The organism is Novosphingobium sp. FW305-C-30-35, from assembly GCF_058783135.1.
Genome location: NZ_JBYSYJ010000001.1, coordinates 3,113,705 through 3,130,304 on the forward strand (window position 1 = coordinate 3,113,705; position 16,600 = coordinate 3,130,304).

The following is a 16,600-nucleotide window of genomic DNA, read 5'->3' on the forward strand; positions in this document are numbered from 1 at the left end:
ACAGCGCTGCCAATACTCTGGCACGTCCACGGCTATCGAGTGGTCAATCCGCTGTGAAATTCAGGAGACAATGGATGTCGAAGGTGTGGCGCCTCTTGGTGGCGGCGAGCACGATGGTGGTTGCTGGCACGACGGACACCCGGGCCCAGCAGGCGCCAGCCGTGGACATGAAGGCGGCCGACGCGCGCGCTGCGGCGACGGTGAAGCAGATGACGGCGGACGAGAAGGTGGTGCTGACGCATGGCATCATGCCGCTGCCCTTGGGTGGGCCGACCCCTCCGATCCCTTCCGATGCGATTGCCGGTGCCGGCTATATTCCGGGGATCGAACGCCTTGGCGTGCCGGCGCTGAAGGAAACTGATGCCAGCCTTGGCGTGTCCTACGTCATGGGCATCCGCAAGGACGGGGCGACGGCGCTGCCGTCTGGCGTCGCGCAGGCGGCTTCGTGGAACCCGGACCTGATGTATCGCGGCGGCGCGATGATTGGATCGGAGGCGCGGGCCAAGGGCTTCAACGTGCTGCTGGCCGGCGGTGTCAACCTGATGCGCGATCCGCGTAATGGCCGGACTTTCGAATATCTTGCCGAAGATCCGCTGCTTTCGGGCATTCTGGTAGGCGCAGCGATCCGCGGCATCCAGTCGAACAACATCATCTCGACGATCAAGCACTTCGCGCTGAACGGGCAGGAGACCGGGCGCAAGTATGTTGACGTCAAGATCAGCGAAGGCGCCGCGCGCGAGAGCGACTTGCTCGCCTTCCAGATCGGTATCGAACAGGGCCAGCCCGGCTCGGTGATGTGCGCCTACAACCGCGTGTGGGGCGAACAGGCTTGCGCCAACGACTGGCTGCTCAACAAGGTGCTGAAAGGGTCGTGGGGCTACAAGGGCTTCGTGATGTCCGACTGGGGCGCGGTGCCGAATATCGACGCGGCGCTGAAGGGACTTGACCAGCAGTCGGGCGAGCAGCTCGATCCGGCCGTGTTCTTCGGTGACAAGCTCAAGGACAAGGCGGCGGCAGACCCCGCGTGGAAAGCGCGGCTCGATGACATGAACCGCCGCGTGCTTACCGCGATTTATGCCTCGGGCCTCGACAGGAGCCCGGTCAAGGCCGGCGGCAAGATCGATTTCGCAGCCAATGGCGCGGTGGCGGAGGAAGTTGCCAAACAGGGTATCGTGCTGCTCAAGAACAACGGCGCACTCCCGCTGGCCAAGTCGGCAAAGTCGATCGCGATCATCGGTGGCTATGCCGATGGCGGCGTGCTTTCGGGTGCAGGTTCGAGCCAGGTGCATGGCGAAGGCGGCCCTGCCGTGACCCGTCCCATTGGCGGCAAGGGTGTGTGGGCCGGCTTCATTGCCCAGCAGTACCACCGCTCCAGCCCGATGGACGCGATCCAGGCCCTGGCCAAGGACGCCAAGGTGACCTTCCGTGACGGGCGCTACATTGCCGATGCAGTGGAGAAGGCCAAGCAGTCGGAAGTCGCCATCGTCTTTGCGACGCAGTGGACCACGGAAGGCCTCGACGTGCCCGACCTGTCTTTGCCCGATGGACAGGACGAATTGATCGCAGCGGTCGCCGCCGCCAATCCCAACACCATCGTTGTCCTGGAAACAGGCGGCCCTGTGAAGATGCCTTGGCTGGACAAGGTCGCGGGCGTCATCGAGGCCTGGTATCCCGGCGCACGCGGCGGGCCGGCGATCGCATCGGTGCTGTTCGGTGACACCAATCCTTCGGGCCGCCTGCCTCTGACCTTCCCGGCCAGCGAAGCGCAATTGCCACGGCCCAAGCTAGATGGCAGCGATTGGGTCGAGCCCGACTTTTCCGGCGGGCCATCTTCGGGCAGCGACAAGCTGACTGCCGACTATGACATCGAGGGTTCGGACGTCGGCTACCGCTGGTTCGCGAGGCAAGGGGCGAAGCCGCTGTTCCCGTTTGGCCACGGCCTTTCGTACACGACCTTCGAGAGCACCGGTCTGAAGGTGACGGGCCTGACCGCAAGCTTCGCGGTGAAGAACACCGGCAAGCGCGAGGGCGCCGACGTGGCGCAGCTCTACCTTGTCGACCGTGCAGGACAGGCCAAGCGCCGCCTTGCCGGGTTCCAGCGGGTGAATCTCGCTGCAGGCGCATCGCAAAACGTCAGCCTGACCATCGATCCGCGCATCCTCGCTGACTGGAAGAACGGCGGCTGGACAATGCCGGCTGGCGAATACACCTTCGCCCTAGGCAAGGACGCCGAAACGCTGGGAACGCCGGTGAAGGTCAGAATGCCGGCCAAGACGTGGAAGGATTGAGGATGCGTGTCATTGCAACGCTCGCATTGGGTGCCGGAATTTTCGCCCTGTCATCAGGTGTCGGCCATGCTGCCAAGCCGCGAGCCGGGTCTTCAGACATGACGACTGAAGTGGTCGTTGAAACCGCTTTGGGCCCAGTTCGCGGCGTTCAGGCGGCAAACGGCGTCTCGGCCTTTCTTGGCATTCCCTATGCCGCACCTCCGGTAGGAGAAAACCGCTGGCGCGAGCCACAGCCGGTGGCGACATGGAGCTCGGTGCGCGATGCCACCAAGTATGGGGCGGATTGCCTTCAGGCACCATTCCCGCCCGATGCAGCGCCGATCCGCACCACGCCATCGGAAGACTGCCTCTTCGTCAACGTCTGGAAACCCTCATCGGCCAAGCCGGGGGCCAAATTGCCAGTGATGGTGTGGGTCCACGGTGGAGGGTTCGTCAACGGTGGCTCGTCCCCTGCGGTCTATTCGGGCGAAAACTTTGCGCGCGATGGCGTCGTGCTGATCAGCCTGAACTATCGCCTGGGTCGCTTTGGCTTCTTTGCCCATCCGGCCTTGGCGGCAGAGGGGTACGGCGGCAACTTCGGCTATCTCGACCAGATCGCGGCGCTCCGCTGGGTAAAGGCCAATGCCGAGAGATTTGGCGGTGATCCGGCGAACGTCACTGTCTTCGGGGAAAGCGCAGGCGGCATGTCGATGCACATGCTGTTGCAGGCTCCAGAGGCGCGTGGGCTGTTCCAGAAGGTGATCATCGAAAGTGGTGCCGGGCGCGAACGCTCCTTGCCGACGCCAACCATAGCCGGTGCAGCAAAGGCCGGGGAAACTTTCGCAGCCGGTCTCGACGCAGCAGGGCTGCGCGCCTTGCCGGCGGAGAAGGTGACCGGCGATCTTTCCATGATGACGATGGCGCAGCCGTCCTATTCCGGACCGATGGTCGATGCCCGTACGATTTTCGGCAGCCCGGTCGAGGCAATCGCCGCCGGACTTTATGCCAAGGTTCCGATCATGGTCGGCGCAAACTCTGCCGACGGACTTCCGTTTGGGACCGACAAGGCCAAGATCTTTGCCAGCTATGGTGAACGGGAAGCAGAAGCGCGAAAGCTATATGATCCGACTGGCGATGGTGCACCTTTGCAGGTTGCGGTCATGACCAGCGCCGATCGCACGTTCATCGAACCGGCACGTGCCGTGGCAAGGGCCCTGGCAAAGCGGGGACAGGCGGCTTTTCTCTATCGCTTCGACTATGCCCATCCGGATTTCCGCAAGGCAATGGGGGGCGCGCCGCACGCCAGCGAACTGCCCTATGTCTTCGACACCGTTGCAGCCCGCACGCAGTGGAAGATGGTCCCTGGGGAGCAAGCGGTCGCAACCACCACGCACAAGCTGTGGATCGATTTCGCAACGCACGGAACGCCGGGGCCGGCGTGGCCGGTCGCCACCTCTGACGACACCCGGGTCATGCTTATTGCTGAAGGGGGCGCGAAGCATGTCGAGGACCCCTACCGCGCCCGGCTCGATTTCGTGGAAAGCACTGCCGAAGCAAAGTGAACTTCGCGCTGACGTATTGGCGGGCTTGAGTCAGGCGGCCCGGTTCCCGCGGGGAACCGGGCCGGACTATCGGCAAAGTGCAAGAGACCCCACCAGTAATTCTACCAAGCGCGTTGACATTCGCGTTCGAGTGTTCATGTCTTTCTCATGCTCTCGCAAAAGACGCGATATACAATCCGGGCGCTTCAGCATCTCTCCGACCTGTTCGGACAAGGCCCCGTGCGCCTGGATGCGATTGCCGAGGCGCAGAACATCCCGCGCAAGTTTCTCACCGTCATCCTTTCTGAAATGGCGAGGGAAGGGATTGTCATCTCGCACCGGGGGCGGGACGGCGGATACGAACTGGCGCTTCCGCCTGTCGATATTCGCTATGGTGACATCATCCGGTTGACACGCGGAAGCCTTGCGCTGGTGCCTTGCGCAGCGCGCAATGCTCATGAAACCTGCAACAACTGCCTGCCCGAGGCGGAGTGCCGCTTGCGCGGATTGATGCTGCAATTGCGTGACGAAACGGCCGCCATTCTCGATCGCATGACCCTGGCCGATCCGATTGCGCTCGAACCGCCCTTCGCCGAAGGGTAAAAGACCGCAACTTCACTTGGCGTTCAGGAACCGGCTGGCTATAGGGTCGGCATGACCGTCCTCGATATGCGCCGCCCGCTGCGCTTCGCCGTCCTCGCCGCCGCTACCGTCGCCATGGGCGTGACTGCCGGTTGTGCGGGCGGAGGAAACAAGAAGAAGGACGTGGCCTACGTCGCGCGCGACGTCGATACGCTCTACACGGCGGCCAAGGACCGGCTCGATCGCGGCGATTCGAAGCAGGCCGCTGCGCTGTTCGACGAGGTTGAACGTCAGCATCCCTATTCGCCCTGGGCACGCCGCGCCCAGTTGATGAGCGCATTCAGCTATTATGTCGCCCGCGACTATTCGAAGTCGGTCCAGTCGGCCCAGCGCTTCCTGTCGATCCACCCCGGCAACAAGGATGCGCCATACGCCTATTACCTCGTCGCGCTCTGCTATTACGAGCAGATCTCCGACGTCACGCGCGACCAGAAGATCACCCAGCAGGCGCTGACCGCGATGAACGAACTGGTTCGCCGCTATCCCAACACCGATTATGCCGCCGATGCCCGCCTCAAGATCGACCTGATCAACGATCACCTTGCCGGCAAGGAAATGGAGATCGGCCGCATGTATCAGCGCAGTGGCAAGTGGCTGGCCGGCACGCTGCGGTTCCGCACCGTAGTCGAAAAGTATCAGAGCACCAGCCACACGCCCGAAGCGCTATACCGCCTGGTCGAGAGCTATCTCTCGCTTGGCTTGCCGCAGGAGGCTCAGAAGGCTGCGGCGGTGCTCGGAAGCAATTATCCGGGCAGCAAGTGGTACGAGCGGTCGTACGATCTGATGAACAAGTACGCGCCGGGCACAACCGCCGCCTGAAGGTACTTCAGAACCCGTAGACCAGCGTCAGCCGACTCGTCGTATCCGTGCCGAGCCGGCCGAGTTCAGGTGCAGTTTCGTGCTGCACCATGTACGAAAGCCGGGCCTTCAGCTTGCCGATCAGCCGCGAGTCCAGAGCCGCAAGGGTATAGAACGTGCTGCCCTGCGCATCGAAATAGGCGCTGGCATCCTGACTGTATTCCAGGCTCGGCGTCAGCTTGATCTTGGCTTCCAGCGATGCCAGCCCTGCCACGACGGATTCGCGATCGCCATCCACCGGGTTCGTCACGCGCCATGCTGGTCCCGCCTTGACGCTCAGCTTGGCATCATCGGCTTTCAGCAGACTGTAGCCCAACCCGCCCGAGATGCTGTAGCGCGAGGCAAAGCCCTGAAAGCGGTCTTGCTCGAACTGCCCGAGGCCATAGAGATAGCCTCGGCTGTCGAACTTGTAGTTCGGCTCTGCAGAAAAGCGATATTGTTCGCGGGTGACCACGTCTGCCGTTTCCTGGTAGTCTGCACGGGCAGTCGTGGCGATGCGCCAGTTTGCGCCTTCCGCCAGCAGCTTGAAGCCGCCCACCAGGCCAATGCCCGGGGCATTGCCGGAGTTGGCAAATGCTCCTGCTTCCCCTTCGCCTTTAACTTTCGGTTCTTTCGTCAGTGCTTCAGCGGCTTCCGGCTTTTTAAGTTCGCTTGGCTTCGGGACCTGTGCCGGAGCCAAGGCGAATCCGGATGATTTGCGTGTCTCAACCCTCTTGTCGATCGCTTCTGCGGCATTTGGGAACGCAAGCTTGGCAGAACGGATAACGGCTTCAGCATCGGCGCGATTGCCTGACGCCAGCGTTGCGTCGATCAGATCTGCCACACCGGCCGGCAACTCCCGCGAGGCTGCGGCTTCGTTCGTTTCCGATGCGATTACAACAGGTTGGGGCGGGGCATCTGCAAGCATTGGGGCGGGGTCTCCGTGGCCGCGCCCATAGCATGGCAATCCGGATAGATGCCACCGCCTTTTGTCTGATTACATGACTTCAGGCGAACTCGCGTGCAGTGGGCTCGCGTATGGCGTCGCCCACGGCCTCGAGGAACTGATCGGTCGCTCGATCCCAGTTGTATCGCGCGCCTTGGACGGCCGCGCCGATCCGGTCGCAGCGCAAGGCCTTCTGGATCGCCAGGCCAAGGTCTTCGTCCAGAGCGCCGATTTGCATGGGCAGGTCACCGGACGGGCCGCGCCCCTCACGCCCGATGATGTCGAGTGGACCCGGCACGGGATAGGCTGCAACCGGAACTCCGCAGGCAAGAGCTTCGATCATGACAAGACCGAATGTGTCGGTCCTGCTCGGAAAGACGAAGACATCGGCCGAAACATAGGCTCGCGCCAATTGCTCGCCATGGCACGCGCCCAGGAAGATCGCTGCGGGATACTGGGTCTGCAGTCTTGCCAGAGCGGGGCCGTCTCCCACGACCACTTTCGTGCCGGGCACATTTGCATCGAGGAAGGCAATCAGGTTCTTCTCGATCGCCACGCGACCGACATTGAGCATGATCGGGCGTGGCAGATCTGCCAGTTCAGGCAACGGATCATGATCAGGATGGAACAGGTCCCGGTCGATGCCGCGCGTCCAGAGCCGCGTCTGCGTCACGCCGTGGCTCGCCAGTTCACCCGCCAGCGTTGGCGTCGACACCAATACCGCTCGGCTCGCACCATGAAAGCGGCGCATGACTGGCCAGAAGCGCTCGGGTTTCAAGCCGGTACGGACAGCCGCATACTCGGGGAAACGGGTATGAAAAGCGCTGGTGAACGGCACGTTATTGGCTTTGCACCAGCTCCTTGCGCTCCATCCGATCGGGCCTTCCGTGGCAATGTGCACAACGTCGGGAGCGAAGTCTGCCAGGGTGCGCCGCGTGCCGAACCGGGGCAGCATGGCGAGGCGTATCTCGCTGTAGCCAGGCAGCGGCATCGTCAGGAACTGGCTCGGCGTGACCAGTTCGATTTCGTGACCTCGCCTGATCAGGCGGTCGACAGTTGCAGCAAGGGTCCGGACGACACCGTTCACCTGCGGATGCCAGGCGTCCGTGCAGATCGCAATCCTCATGCCGCTTCCTCCTCCAGCTGCGGAATGGGCTTGAGCGCTGCCTTGACTGCAGCCGCGCGCCGCGTGTCCTCGGCCCAGTCGATGATCGACATGCTGCCGTCGAACTCTTCGGCAAGCGCCGTGCAACTCTCCACCCAGTCACCATCGTTGTAATAGGTCACGTCGCCGATCTGGCGGATCTCGGCGCAGTGGATATGGCCGCAAACCACACCATCCACGCCTATGTCGCGCGCGGCATGGGCAACCGCCTCCTCGAAGTCGCAGACGAACTGGACTGCGTTCTTGACCTTCTTCTTCAGGTAGGCCGACAGGGACCAGTAAGGCATCTTGAGGTGCCGACGCGCGATGTTGAACAGCACGTTGGCGCGCAGCAGCAGCGAATAGGCCTTGTCGCCCAGAAACGCCAGCCAGCGCGCATAGAGCACCACGCCATCGAACCCGTCACCATGGGTCACCAGCAGGCGGCGTCCGTCAGCGGTTTCATGAATGGTCTCGAGCGCCAGTTCCACCCCGCCAAAGCTCATGCCGGCATAGGGGCGCAGCATCTCGTCGTGATTGCCGGCTATCAGGATCACGCGCGTGCCCCGGTGCGCCATCTTGAGGATGCGCCGGATCACTTCGTTGTGCGCATCGGGCCAGTACCAGCCCTTGCTCAACCGCCAGCCGTCGACAATGTCACCGACAAGGTACAGCGTTTCGCATTCGATGGCTGTGAGGAAATCGAGGAGCATTGGTGCGTTGCAGCCGCGCGTGCCGAGGTGGACATCGGAAATCCACACGGTGCGCAGGCGGCGCTTGGGTCGAAAGCCGCGCGGTTCGGGCAGGTCGAGCCACGCTGGAGCAGACGAAATCAGATCTGCGGCGGATTTGAACGGCCTCGAGCCCTCGAGTTTCGCATGCGATGCCATGAGCGAACCTTTCTCCATCTGGAGCTGCCAATGGCGGATTCGCATTGCGGGCGTGTGGCATGCTGTCACTCGAATGAAACAAGTGGAGAACGAAAGGCTTCTCCGTGCGTGGACGAGCGCGCCACAACCGGCTAGAGAATCGCGCGATGCTCACCAGCCTGTCGATCCGCAATGTCGTGCTCATCGAGGCGCTCGATCTCAGCTTTGCCAGCGGGCTTGGCGTGCTGACGGGCGAAACCGGCGCCGGCAAGTCGATCCTGCTCGATGCGCTGGGTCTAGTTCTGGGCGATCGGGCGGACAGCGGGCTCGTCCGGGCCGGCGAAGATCAGGCCAGCGTCACCGCCACGTTCGAGTTTGACCGGATGCCCGTAGCCATTCGCTCGGCTCTGAATGACGCAGAAGTCGACATTGAACCGGGTGAGCCTTTGATCATCAAGCGCCGCGTCCGTGCCGATGGTGGGTCGAAGGCGTTCGTCAACGATCAGCCCGTCGGCGTTGCTCTGCTTCGCGAACTGGCCCGCAGCCTTGTAGAACTTCACGGCCAACACGATGATCGCGGCCTCGTAAACGCGCGCGGCCATCGTGCCCTGCTTGACCGTTATGCCGGGGCCGATGTCGCAGGCGTGGACAGCGCATGGATCAAGTGGCGCAAGGCAGAGGATGCGCTTCAGTCGGCCCGTGCCGCAGTCTCGCGCGCTGCCGAAGAACAGGACCTTCTGCTCGCCCACTTGGCCGAACTCAATGCCCTCGCTCCGATCATCGGCGAGGAGGACGAACTCGCCGGTCAGCGCGCCGATATGCAGAAGGGTGAGCGGCTTTCTGGCGACCTCGTCGAACTGCAGCGCCTGTGGGAGGGCTCCGACTCCGCCCTTGCCACGCTGCGCAGCGCCGCCCGCCGGCTTGACCGCATCGCCACCGAGCACCCCCTGCTGGCCGAAGCGCTCGAAGCGCTTGACCGGGCGGTCATCGAGGCGAGCGAGGCCGAGGACAAGCTGGCACGCGCCGCCGAGGTCCTGGCCCACGATCCCGCTCTGCTCGACCGCATCGAGACGCGGCTGTTCGACCTGCGCGCGGCTGCCCGCAAGCACGGCTGCACCGTCGATGAACTCCCCCACAAGATGACCGAGATGCGCGCTGCGCTTGACGCCATCGAAGGGGGAGAGGCCCAGATCGCAGGTCTCGAACGGACCGCGCGCGATGCGGCGCTGGACTATCAGGCGAAGGCCGAGACGCTCTCGGTCCAGCGCGCCGAAGCTGCCCGCAGGCTCGACAAGGCAGTGGCGGCTGAACTGGCCCCGCTTAAGCTTGATGCTGCCAAGTTCCACACAGCGGTCCTACGACTGCCCGATGATCGCTGGGGCGCTGGCGGAATCGATGCTGTCGAGTTCCTGATCTCGACCAACCCCGGCGCGGATTTCGCCCCACTCGGCAAGATCGCCTCGGGCGGCGAACTTTCGCGTTTCATCCTCGCGCTTAAGGTCGCGCTTGCTGAAGAGGGCGGCGCGGCAACGATCATCTTCGACGAGATTGATCGTGGCGTCGGCGGTGCGGTGGCGAGCGCGATCGGCGACCGGCTGGCGCGTCTCGCCAGTGGCGGGCAGTTACTTGCCGTCACGCACAGCCCGCAGGTCGCCGCGCGCGGCGACCGCCACTACATGATCGCCAAAAGCTCGGATGGCACCGTCACCCGCACGTCGGTCGCGTTGCTCGATGCAGCGGCGCGCAAGGAGGAAATCGCGCGCATGCTTTCGGGCGCTGAGGTTACTGCCGAAGCTCGGGCGCAAGCCGACCGTCTGCTGGAGCGGGCGTGATCGAAATTTCGCAAATGGTGCAACTCAATTTGCTCGACCGCCCAGTCTGGCACTCGCTTGGCGGGCCACAGAACGCACTCGACGTGGGGACGGGCTCGGTGCGTCGTCTTGATCCTGCTTATGGACCGTTTGCCGCGGCAAATCCCGGCAATGAGGGAGACCTGGCGCAGCATCTGCACGGGGGTGAGATCTGGCTTGTCGAGCCCGAAGCCTTGCCTGCGCCCGTGGGCCTGCAGGTCTTGCGCGAGGCACCGCTTTTGCAGATGATCGCAGATCGCCCAATCGTTCCGATCGAGGATACCGAAATTGTGGCACTGGGCAAAGCCGATGCGGCCGAAATGGCAGACCTGGCTCGCGCCACCGAGCCCGGACCTTGGGCGCCGCAGACTTGGCGCTATGGGCAGTTCCACGGCATCCGCATCGATGGCCGCCTAGCCGCGATGGCAGGCGAACGCATGCGCCCCGCAGCTCACCTTGCCGAACTCAGCGGTGTCTGTACCTGGCCGGAATTCCGGGGCAGGGGCCTTGCCGCGCGTCTGATCCGCAAGGTCATGGCCGGCATGGCAGCGCGGGGCGAAGTGCCGTATCTGCACAGCTACGCCAGCAACGTCTCGGCGATCCGCCTTTATGAAAGCCTGGGCTTCCGCGCCCGTCGCCCGATGGTTGCCACGCTCCTTGGACCAGCATGATGATCGAGATAACCGAAGCCGAAGCCGCCAACGAACTCATGCGGCTGGCGCGGCAGATTGCAAAGCATAACCGCCTTTACCATGCGGAGGATTCGCCCGAGATTTCCGACGCCGAGTACGACGCGCTGGTGCGCCGCAATGCCGAGCTTGAAGCCGCATTCCCGCATCTGATCCGGCCCGATAGTCCCAGCGCGCAAGTCGGGCACGAAGTTGCAGCCTCGCCGCTGGGCAAGGTCACCCACGAGGTTCGCATGATGAGCCTCGACAACGCCTTCACCGATGAGGAAGTCGAGGAATTCGTCGCCCGCGTCCGCCGCTTCCTCGCGCTGCCGGAAAGCGCCGAAGTGGTTATGACCGCCGAGGACAAGATCGACGGCCTGTCCTGCTCGCTGCGCTACGAGAACGGCAGGCTGGTCCGAGCAGCGACGCGCGGTGACGGGCAGGTCGGCGAGGACGTGACCGCGAACGTGGCGCATATCACCGATATTCCGCAGGAGCTGAAAGGCGCAGGTCTGTTCGACGTGCCCGCAGTCTTCGAGATTCGCGGCGAGGTCTACATGGCCAAGGCCGACTTCTTCGCGCTCAATGCCCGGCAGGCCGAAGCAGGCGACAAGGTCTTCGCCAACCCGCGCAATGCCGCTGCGGGTTCGCTGCGCCAGAAGGACGCCAGTGTCACCGCCGCCAGACCATTGCGCTTTCTCGCCCACGGTTGGGGCGCGGCAAGCGAGGTGCCGGCGCCCACGCAATTCGAGATGATGCGCAAGATTGCGGAGTGGGGTGTGCCGGTTTCGCCACTGCTGGTGCGCTGCTCGTCCGCTGCCGAGATGGTCGCGCATTACCGCACGATCGGCCAACAGCGCGCCGATCTGCCCTATGACATCGACGGCGTCGTCTACAAGGTTGACCGGCTCGACTGGCAGGAGCGTCTCGGCTTCGTCGCCAAGGCCCCGCGCTGGGGCATCGCCCACAAGTTCCCCGCCGAAAAGGCCGAGACGACTCTCGAGGCTATCGACATCCAGGTCGGCCGCACGGGCAAGCTGACGCCGGTGGGCCGTCTCAAGCCGGTACTTGTCGGCGGCGTCACCGTTACCAACGTCACCCTGCACAACCGCGACGAGATCGGGAGGTTGGGGCTTCGCGTCGGCGATCGCATCGTGCTCCAGCGCGCGGGCGACGTGATTCCGCAGGTGGTCGAGAACCTCACGCGCGACGAGCCGCGCGAATCATACCACTTCCCGGACCATTGCCCCGAGTGCCAGTCCGAAGCGGTGGCGGAGGAGGGGGAGGTCGACGTTCGCTGCACCGGTGGCCTCATCTGCCCCGCCCAGCGAGTCGAACGCCTCAAGCACTTCGTCAGCCGCGCCGCGCTCGACATCGAAGGGTTGGGGGAAAAGACGATCATCGAGTTCTTTCAGCTCGGCTGGCTTGAAAGCCCGGCCGACATTTTCCGCCTGAGAAAGCGCCGCAGCGACATCGTCGGGCGCGAAGGCTGGAAGGACAAGTCTGTGGACAACCTGTTGGCAGCCATCGAGGCCAAGCGCGAGCCCGACGCTGCGCGCCTGCTCTTCGGCTTGGGGATTCGCCACGTCGGTGCTGTCACGGCACGCGATCTGATGAAGCGCTTCGTTACGCTTCCCAACTTGCGCGACGCCGCCATTGCTGCGCGGGAAGGCGGCGATGCGACTGCAGACCTCCTCTCCATCGAGGGCGTCGGCCCAGTGGTAGTCGAAGCGTTGGGCGACTTCTTCCACGAACCGCATAACATCGCGGTGTGGGAGGACCTGCTCTCGGAAGTCACCCCGCCACCCTACGTGGTCGAGACAAAGGACAGCGCGGTGGCCGGCAAGACCATCGTCTTTACCGGCAAGCTCGAAACGATGAGCCGTGACGAGGCCAAGGCCCAGGCTGAAGCCCTGGGCGCGCGCGCGGCCGGTTCCGTCTCTGCCAAGACTGATCTCGTAGTGGCGGGACCCGGCGCAGGTTCCAAACTGAAGCAAGCAGCCGCGCTTGGCATCGACGTGATAGATGAAGCGGCTTGGGCCGAGATCGTCCGAAGCGCTGGTTGATGCTCCAGGACTTGGCCGCCATCGCCGCTGAGGCAGGAACCCTGCTCAAGGCGCACAACCAGACCATTGCCGTCGTCGATGGCTCGACCGGAGGCCTCATCTCTGCGAGCTTGCTCGCCATGCCCGGCGCATCCGCGTTTTACCTTGGCGGCGGGGTGATCTACACGCTCAAGGGGCGGCGCATGGTGCTCGGCCACCCGCCAGGCTCGCTACGCGGTTACACTTCGGCGCAGGAGGACTATGCTCTGGCGCAAGCGCGGCTGATGCGCGAACGCTACAGTTCCGATTGGGCCATCGCCGAAACCGGCGCTTCCGGCGGTAGCTCACATCCCTTGGGCGTCGCTTCCGGCACCAGCGCGATTGGCGTCGTCGGGCCGGACGGGATCGAGGCGTCGGTGCGGGTTATGACCAACAGTGACGACCGTCTTGCCAACATGCAGGCTTTCACCCGCGCCGCGCTGATCCTGTTGCGTGATACCTTGGCCGCTCACTCCGGCACGTAGTTCGGCTTTCGCTTCTCCAGAAACGCCTGCATTCCCTCGCGGAAATTGGGGCTGGCCGCCGTCATCAACTGATTGCGGTTCTCGATCGCCATTGCCGCCTCCAGGCTCGGCGCGTCGATAGAAAGGTTGAGGCCCTCCTTGGTCATCCGCAGACCCATAGGCGAGGCGGCAAGCAGGTCATCGACATACCTCTGGCCGACCGCTTCAAGTTGCTCGTCGGGTACGACTTCCGAAACGAGCCCGGTCGCCAGGGCGCGATGGGCGTGGATGAAACGCCCCGTCAGCATCAGTTCGCTCGCTACCGAAGTGCCGACCAGACGTGGCAGGAAATAGCTGCAGCCCATGTCGCAGGCCGAGAGTCCGAGCTTGATGTAGGCGGCGTTCATCCTCGCGCTTGTCCCCGCAATGCGAATGTCCGAGGCCAGCACGAACGAGAAGCCACCGCCACAGGCCGCACCTTGGACTAGGCTGACAATCGGCTGGGGGCAGCGCCGCATCTTTATATAGACGTCGGCCAGATAGCCCTGAAAGCTGAACCCGCCCGCAAACGGGATTTCCTCGCGGTTCTCGGCGCGTTCCTTGATATCCAGCCCAGCGCAGAAGGCCTTGCCCGCGCCGCGCATCACAACGACGCGGGTATCACGATCGTGGAACAGCCTGCCGAAATAGTCGGATAGCTCGCGCACCATCTGCAGCGAGATCGCGTTGAGCATCTCCGGCCGGTTCAGCGTTACCCAGTCCGCTGCGTCCCGCTTTTCGATGGTGAAGGTCTCGTAGGTCATCGCGCATCTCCCGCCTTAACCGAATGATTAATCGAGTGCGGGCGATGCACAAGCCCCCTACCGCGCTACCAGCGCTTCGACCACTCCGGCAGAGCGCCAACCCGGCTGGCGCGCACACCGCCTGCCGCGCGCCGTCGCAACCACAGGATCGACCAGTCGCCGCGCACCATCCGCGCTGCCAGCCTCAGGCCCGCCTTGCGATAGGCTGCCCGGACAGTGGCTTCCTGCGTTTCAAGCAGTCCGGCCAGCAGCACGCTGCCACCCGGCACAACGGCGCGGGCGAATTCCGGTGCCAGTTCGACCAGCGGCCCGGCAAGGATGTTGGCGATCAGCAGGTCATAGGGCCCGGCCGCCTGGAGCAGGGGATGGTCCACTCCGGCGGCGATGACCATGGCCATGCGCCCAACGCCATCGCCCAGCGGAATGCCGTTGTTGGCCGCGTTCTCTGTCACGACCGGGCCGCAAACAGCATCGATGTCACTGGCGATGGCCCGGGCGGTCGGCCACAGATGCAGCCCGGCGAAGCCGAGCAGACCGGTGCCGGTGCCGATGTCAGCCAGGTTGCGCACGGTCACGCCTTGCCGCTTCATGTGGCTCAGCATGGCGAGGCAGCCTGCGGTCGTTGCGTGCTGGCCGGTGCCGAACGCCTGGCTTGCCGGGATCACGAAGTCCCGAACACCACGCTGGAGGAGCGGCGGGTATTCGGGCGTATGTACGTGGAACACGCCCTCGCGGATCGGCTCGACGCCTTGCTGGCTGAGCGTCACCCAGTCGGTATCGGGCAGCTTCTCGATCTGCAGCGTGGGCGGTGCCCCTTCGAACAGATCGGCGATGGCGTTCTGGTCGGCCTTGGTCGGCTTGCGGTCAAGCCAGGCTTCGAGTTGCCAGTCCTCGGGCTTGTCCTCGGCGATCTCGCTGCCGGCAATGACGATGTCGTGGTCCCAGTCCCAGGCATCCTCGTGCGCGATCAGCGCGGCCTGAATCACATCGCGCGGGGCAAAGACGGTGACTTTCCAGCTCATTTACGCAGTGCCTTTTCCAGACGATCCCGTGCCCCCGCTGCCAGCGCCTTGCAGGCATCGCGATTGGCAAGCGGTTCGGATCCACTCATCCGCTCAAACATGGCGCTGGCCGAAGGATGCGGCGTCAGCAGGACGCCGCATTCCAGCGCCTCCACTTGCGCGAAGGTCTTGCGGAACATCTCCACGCGCTCGGGATGATCGGCAAAACGATAGGTGCCGAGCGGGAGAGCGGTCAGGCTGTCGACGTATGTGATCGTGCGGCAGTCAGTCCCCTCGCACGATTTCCAATGCCAGCTGGTCGAACCCTCGGTGTGGCCGGGAGTCTGGAAAGCCGTGATCTTGAGCGGCCCGACGCTGAATACGTCCCCGGTCTTCAAAGCGAAGTCTACTCTTGCAGGGCGACTGCCGTGAATTTCCTGCACTTGCGGGTCAGCGGGGCTGACTTTGCCGCTGCGTATTACCTTGGCCGCTTCTGCCGTGGCGACGAAGCGCGCACCGGTTGCCTTCTCCAACGCTGCGAGACCGCCAACGTGGTCGAAATGCTCATGGCTTGAGACGATCAGGTCGATGTCCTTCGGGTTGAATCCCAGCTTGCGGATATTGGCAAGGATTTGCGGCACTGCCTCTTCCACCGCTGCATCGACCAGGATGTGCCCCTGCGGGCCGGTGATCAGCAGGACCGAGACGTTGCAGGTGCCGACGTACCAGACATTGCCGAAGATCCGGGCAGGCGGGGCGGGATCGGAGAAGTTCTCCTTGCCCTCGCACTGGCGAATGATTGCACGGGCTGCGGCAGTATCGGCCGGGGCGGGCGTCACCGCAGTCTCTGCGGCCAGGACGGCGAGTGTCATGCTCATGAGGGTCGTCTAGGGACCGCGCTGGACAAGCGCAACCGGCTGTCCTTTTTTACATCCTGCATACGCTTGCGCAGGCGGTCTTTTCGACTAATAGGACTCGCAATCCGTCGCGGGGGCTGTCCTTTCCGCGATCCTTGTACCTAGTCGAGGGGGTATGTTCATGGCGCAGGCGCGCAAGGCACGGCCGATTTCTCCGCATCTCCAGATCTGGCGCTGGGGCCCGGCCATGCTGGTTTCGATCCTGCACCGCATCACCGGCAACGGCCTTGCGTTTGCAGGTCTGGGGCTTCTGCTGTGGTGGATCGGTGCGCTGGCAAGCGGGGCAGGGGCCTATCAGACGTTCCTGGACTACGTGTGGCTCGGCACTGGCGGTGGCCTGCAGACGGTTACCGCGATCCTTGGCAAGATCGTGCTTGTCGGCCTGACCTGGGCCTTCTTCCAGCACGCCGCTTCGGGCATCCGCCACCTGATCCTCGATATCGGCGCGGGATACGAACTGGAAACCAATGCCCGCTGGTCGAGCCTGACAATCGTCATCTCGGTCCTCCTCACCATCGCATTCTGGGCTTTCGTGCTGCTGCGCTGAGCGCCGGCACGAACCGT

General features: G+C 63.8%; 15 protein-coding genes. 9 read left to right on the forward strand and 6 right to left on the reverse strand.

Annotated features, from left to right (window positions below):
• Positions 1 to 74 precede the first annotated feature (74 nt).
• The 4 genes from AC3WLM_RS15420 (at position 75) to AC3WLM_RS15435 (ending at position 5,269) form a co-directional block, all read left to right on the forward strand.
• Positions 75 to 2,288 carry a beta-glucosidase family protein gene (locus AC3WLM_RS15420; RefSeq protein WP_492477870.1) on the forward strand — a complete coding sequence of 738 codons (2,214 nt, stop codon included), beginning with the start codon at positions 75 to 77 and terminating at the stop codon, positions 2,286 to 2,288.
• A gap of 2 nt (positions 2,289 to 2,290) precedes the next feature.
• Entirely contained in the window at positions 2,291 to 3,829 is a 1,539-nt protein-coding gene (locus tag AC3WLM_RS15425) for a carboxylesterase/lipase family protein (RefSeq protein ID WP_492477871.1), read from the forward strand.
• Between the two features lie 147 nt (positions 3,830 to 3,976).
• Positions 3,977 to 4,411 (forward strand): RrF2 family transcriptional regulator, encoded by a 435-nt coding sequence (locus AC3WLM_RS15430; RefSeq protein WP_492477872.1) that lies wholly within the window; start codon positions 3,977 to 3,979, stop codon positions 4,409 to 4,411.
• 51 nt (positions 4,412 to 4,462) lie between these two features.
• Positions 4,463 to 5,269: an outer membrane protein assembly factor BamD gene (locus tag AC3WLM_RS15435; protein WP_492477873.1), complete on the forward strand. Its 807-nt coding sequence runs from the start codon at positions 4,463 to 4,465 to the stop codon at positions 5,267 to 5,269.
• A gap of 7 nt (positions 5,270 to 5,276) precedes the next feature.
• Here AC3WLM_RS15435 and AC3WLM_RS15440 read toward each other — a convergent pair whose 3' ends face one another.
• From AC3WLM_RS15440 to AC3WLM_RS15450, 3 genes are all read right to left on the reverse strand, one after another.
• A complete protein-coding gene (locus AC3WLM_RS15440) occupies positions 5,277 to 6,215 on the reverse strand; it encodes a DUF481 domain-containing protein (protein WP_492477874.1) in 939 nt (312 codons plus the stop codon).
• A 79-nt stretch (positions 6,216 to 6,294) separates the two neighbouring features.
• On the reverse strand, positions 6,295 to 7,359 hold the full coding sequence (locus AC3WLM_RS15445; RefSeq protein WP_492477875.1) for a glycosyltransferase family 4 protein: 1,065 nt from the start codon (positions 7,357 to 7,359) through the stop codon (positions 6,295 to 6,297).
• Positions 7,356 to 8,267, reverse strand: coding sequence for a UDP-2,3-diacylglucosamine diphosphatase (locus tag AC3WLM_RS15450; RefSeq protein WP_492477876.1), 912 nt, complete (start codon positions 8,265 to 8,267; stop codon positions 7,356 to 7,358). Before AC3WLM_RS15450 ends, AC3WLM_RS15445 begins: the two co-directional genes overlap by 4 nt.
• 146 nt (positions 8,268 to 8,413) lie before the next feature.
• Between AC3WLM_RS15450 and recN the strand changes: the two genes are divergently transcribed.
• The 4 genes from recN to AC3WLM_RS15470 are packed head-to-tail and all read left to right on the forward strand — an operon-like array spanning position 8,414 to position 13,336.
• On the forward strand, positions 8,414 to 10,078 hold the full coding sequence (recN, locus tag AC3WLM_RS15455) for a DNA repair protein RecN (protein ID WP_193826735.1): 1,665 nt from the start codon (positions 8,414 to 8,416) through the stop codon (positions 10,076 to 10,078).
• Entirely contained in the window at positions 10,075 to 10,767 is a 693-nt protein-coding gene (locus AC3WLM_RS15460) for a GNAT family N-acetyltransferase (RefSeq protein WP_492477877.1), read from the forward strand. The genes recN and AC3WLM_RS15460 overlap by 4 nt, the downstream gene beginning before the upstream one ends.
• A complete protein-coding gene (ligA, locus tag AC3WLM_RS15465; RefSeq protein ID WP_492477878.1) occupies positions 10,764 to 12,833 on the forward strand; it encodes an NAD-dependent DNA ligase LigA in 2,070 nt (689 codons plus the stop codon). Before AC3WLM_RS15460 ends, ligA begins: the two co-directional genes overlap by 4 nt.
• On the forward strand, positions 12,833 to 13,336 hold the full coding sequence (locus AC3WLM_RS15470) for a CinA family protein (RefSeq protein WP_492477879.1): 504 nt from the start codon (positions 12,833 to 12,835) through the stop codon (positions 13,334 to 13,336). Before ligA ends, AC3WLM_RS15470 begins: the two co-directional genes overlap by 1 nt.
• Here AC3WLM_RS15470 and AC3WLM_RS15475 read toward each other — a convergent pair.
• From AC3WLM_RS15475 to bla, 3 genes are all read right to left on the reverse strand, one after another.
• Positions 13,321 to 14,118: an enoyl-CoA hydratase/isomerase family protein gene (locus AC3WLM_RS15475; RefSeq protein ID WP_492477880.1), complete on the reverse strand. Its 798-nt coding sequence runs from the start codon at positions 14,116 to 14,118 to the stop codon at positions 13,321 to 13,323. The genes AC3WLM_RS15470 and AC3WLM_RS15475 overlap by 16 nt on opposite strands.
• 65 nt (positions 14,119 to 14,183) lie before the next feature.
• Positions 14,184 to 15,140, reverse strand: coding sequence for a 50S ribosomal protein L11 methyltransferase (locus AC3WLM_RS15480; RefSeq protein WP_492477881.1), 957 nt, complete (start codon positions 15,138 to 15,140; stop codon positions 14,184 to 14,186).
• Positions 15,137 to 15,997: a subclass B3 metallo-beta-lactamase gene (bla, locus tag AC3WLM_RS15485; RefSeq protein ID WP_492477882.1), complete on the reverse strand. Its 861-nt coding sequence runs from the start codon at positions 15,995 to 15,997 to the stop codon at positions 15,137 to 15,139. Before bla ends, AC3WLM_RS15480 begins: the two co-directional genes overlap by 4 nt.
• Before the next feature lie 160 nt (positions 15,998 to 16,157).
• Here bla and sdhC point away from each other — a divergent pair, with 160 nt between their 5' ends.
• On the forward strand, positions 16,158 to 16,583 hold the full coding sequence (gene sdhC, locus AC3WLM_RS15490; protein ID WP_039334091.1) for a succinate dehydrogenase, cytochrome b556 subunit: 426 nt from the start codon (positions 16,158 to 16,160) through the stop codon (positions 16,581 to 16,583).
• Positions 16,584 to 16,600 lie beyond the last annotated feature (17 nt).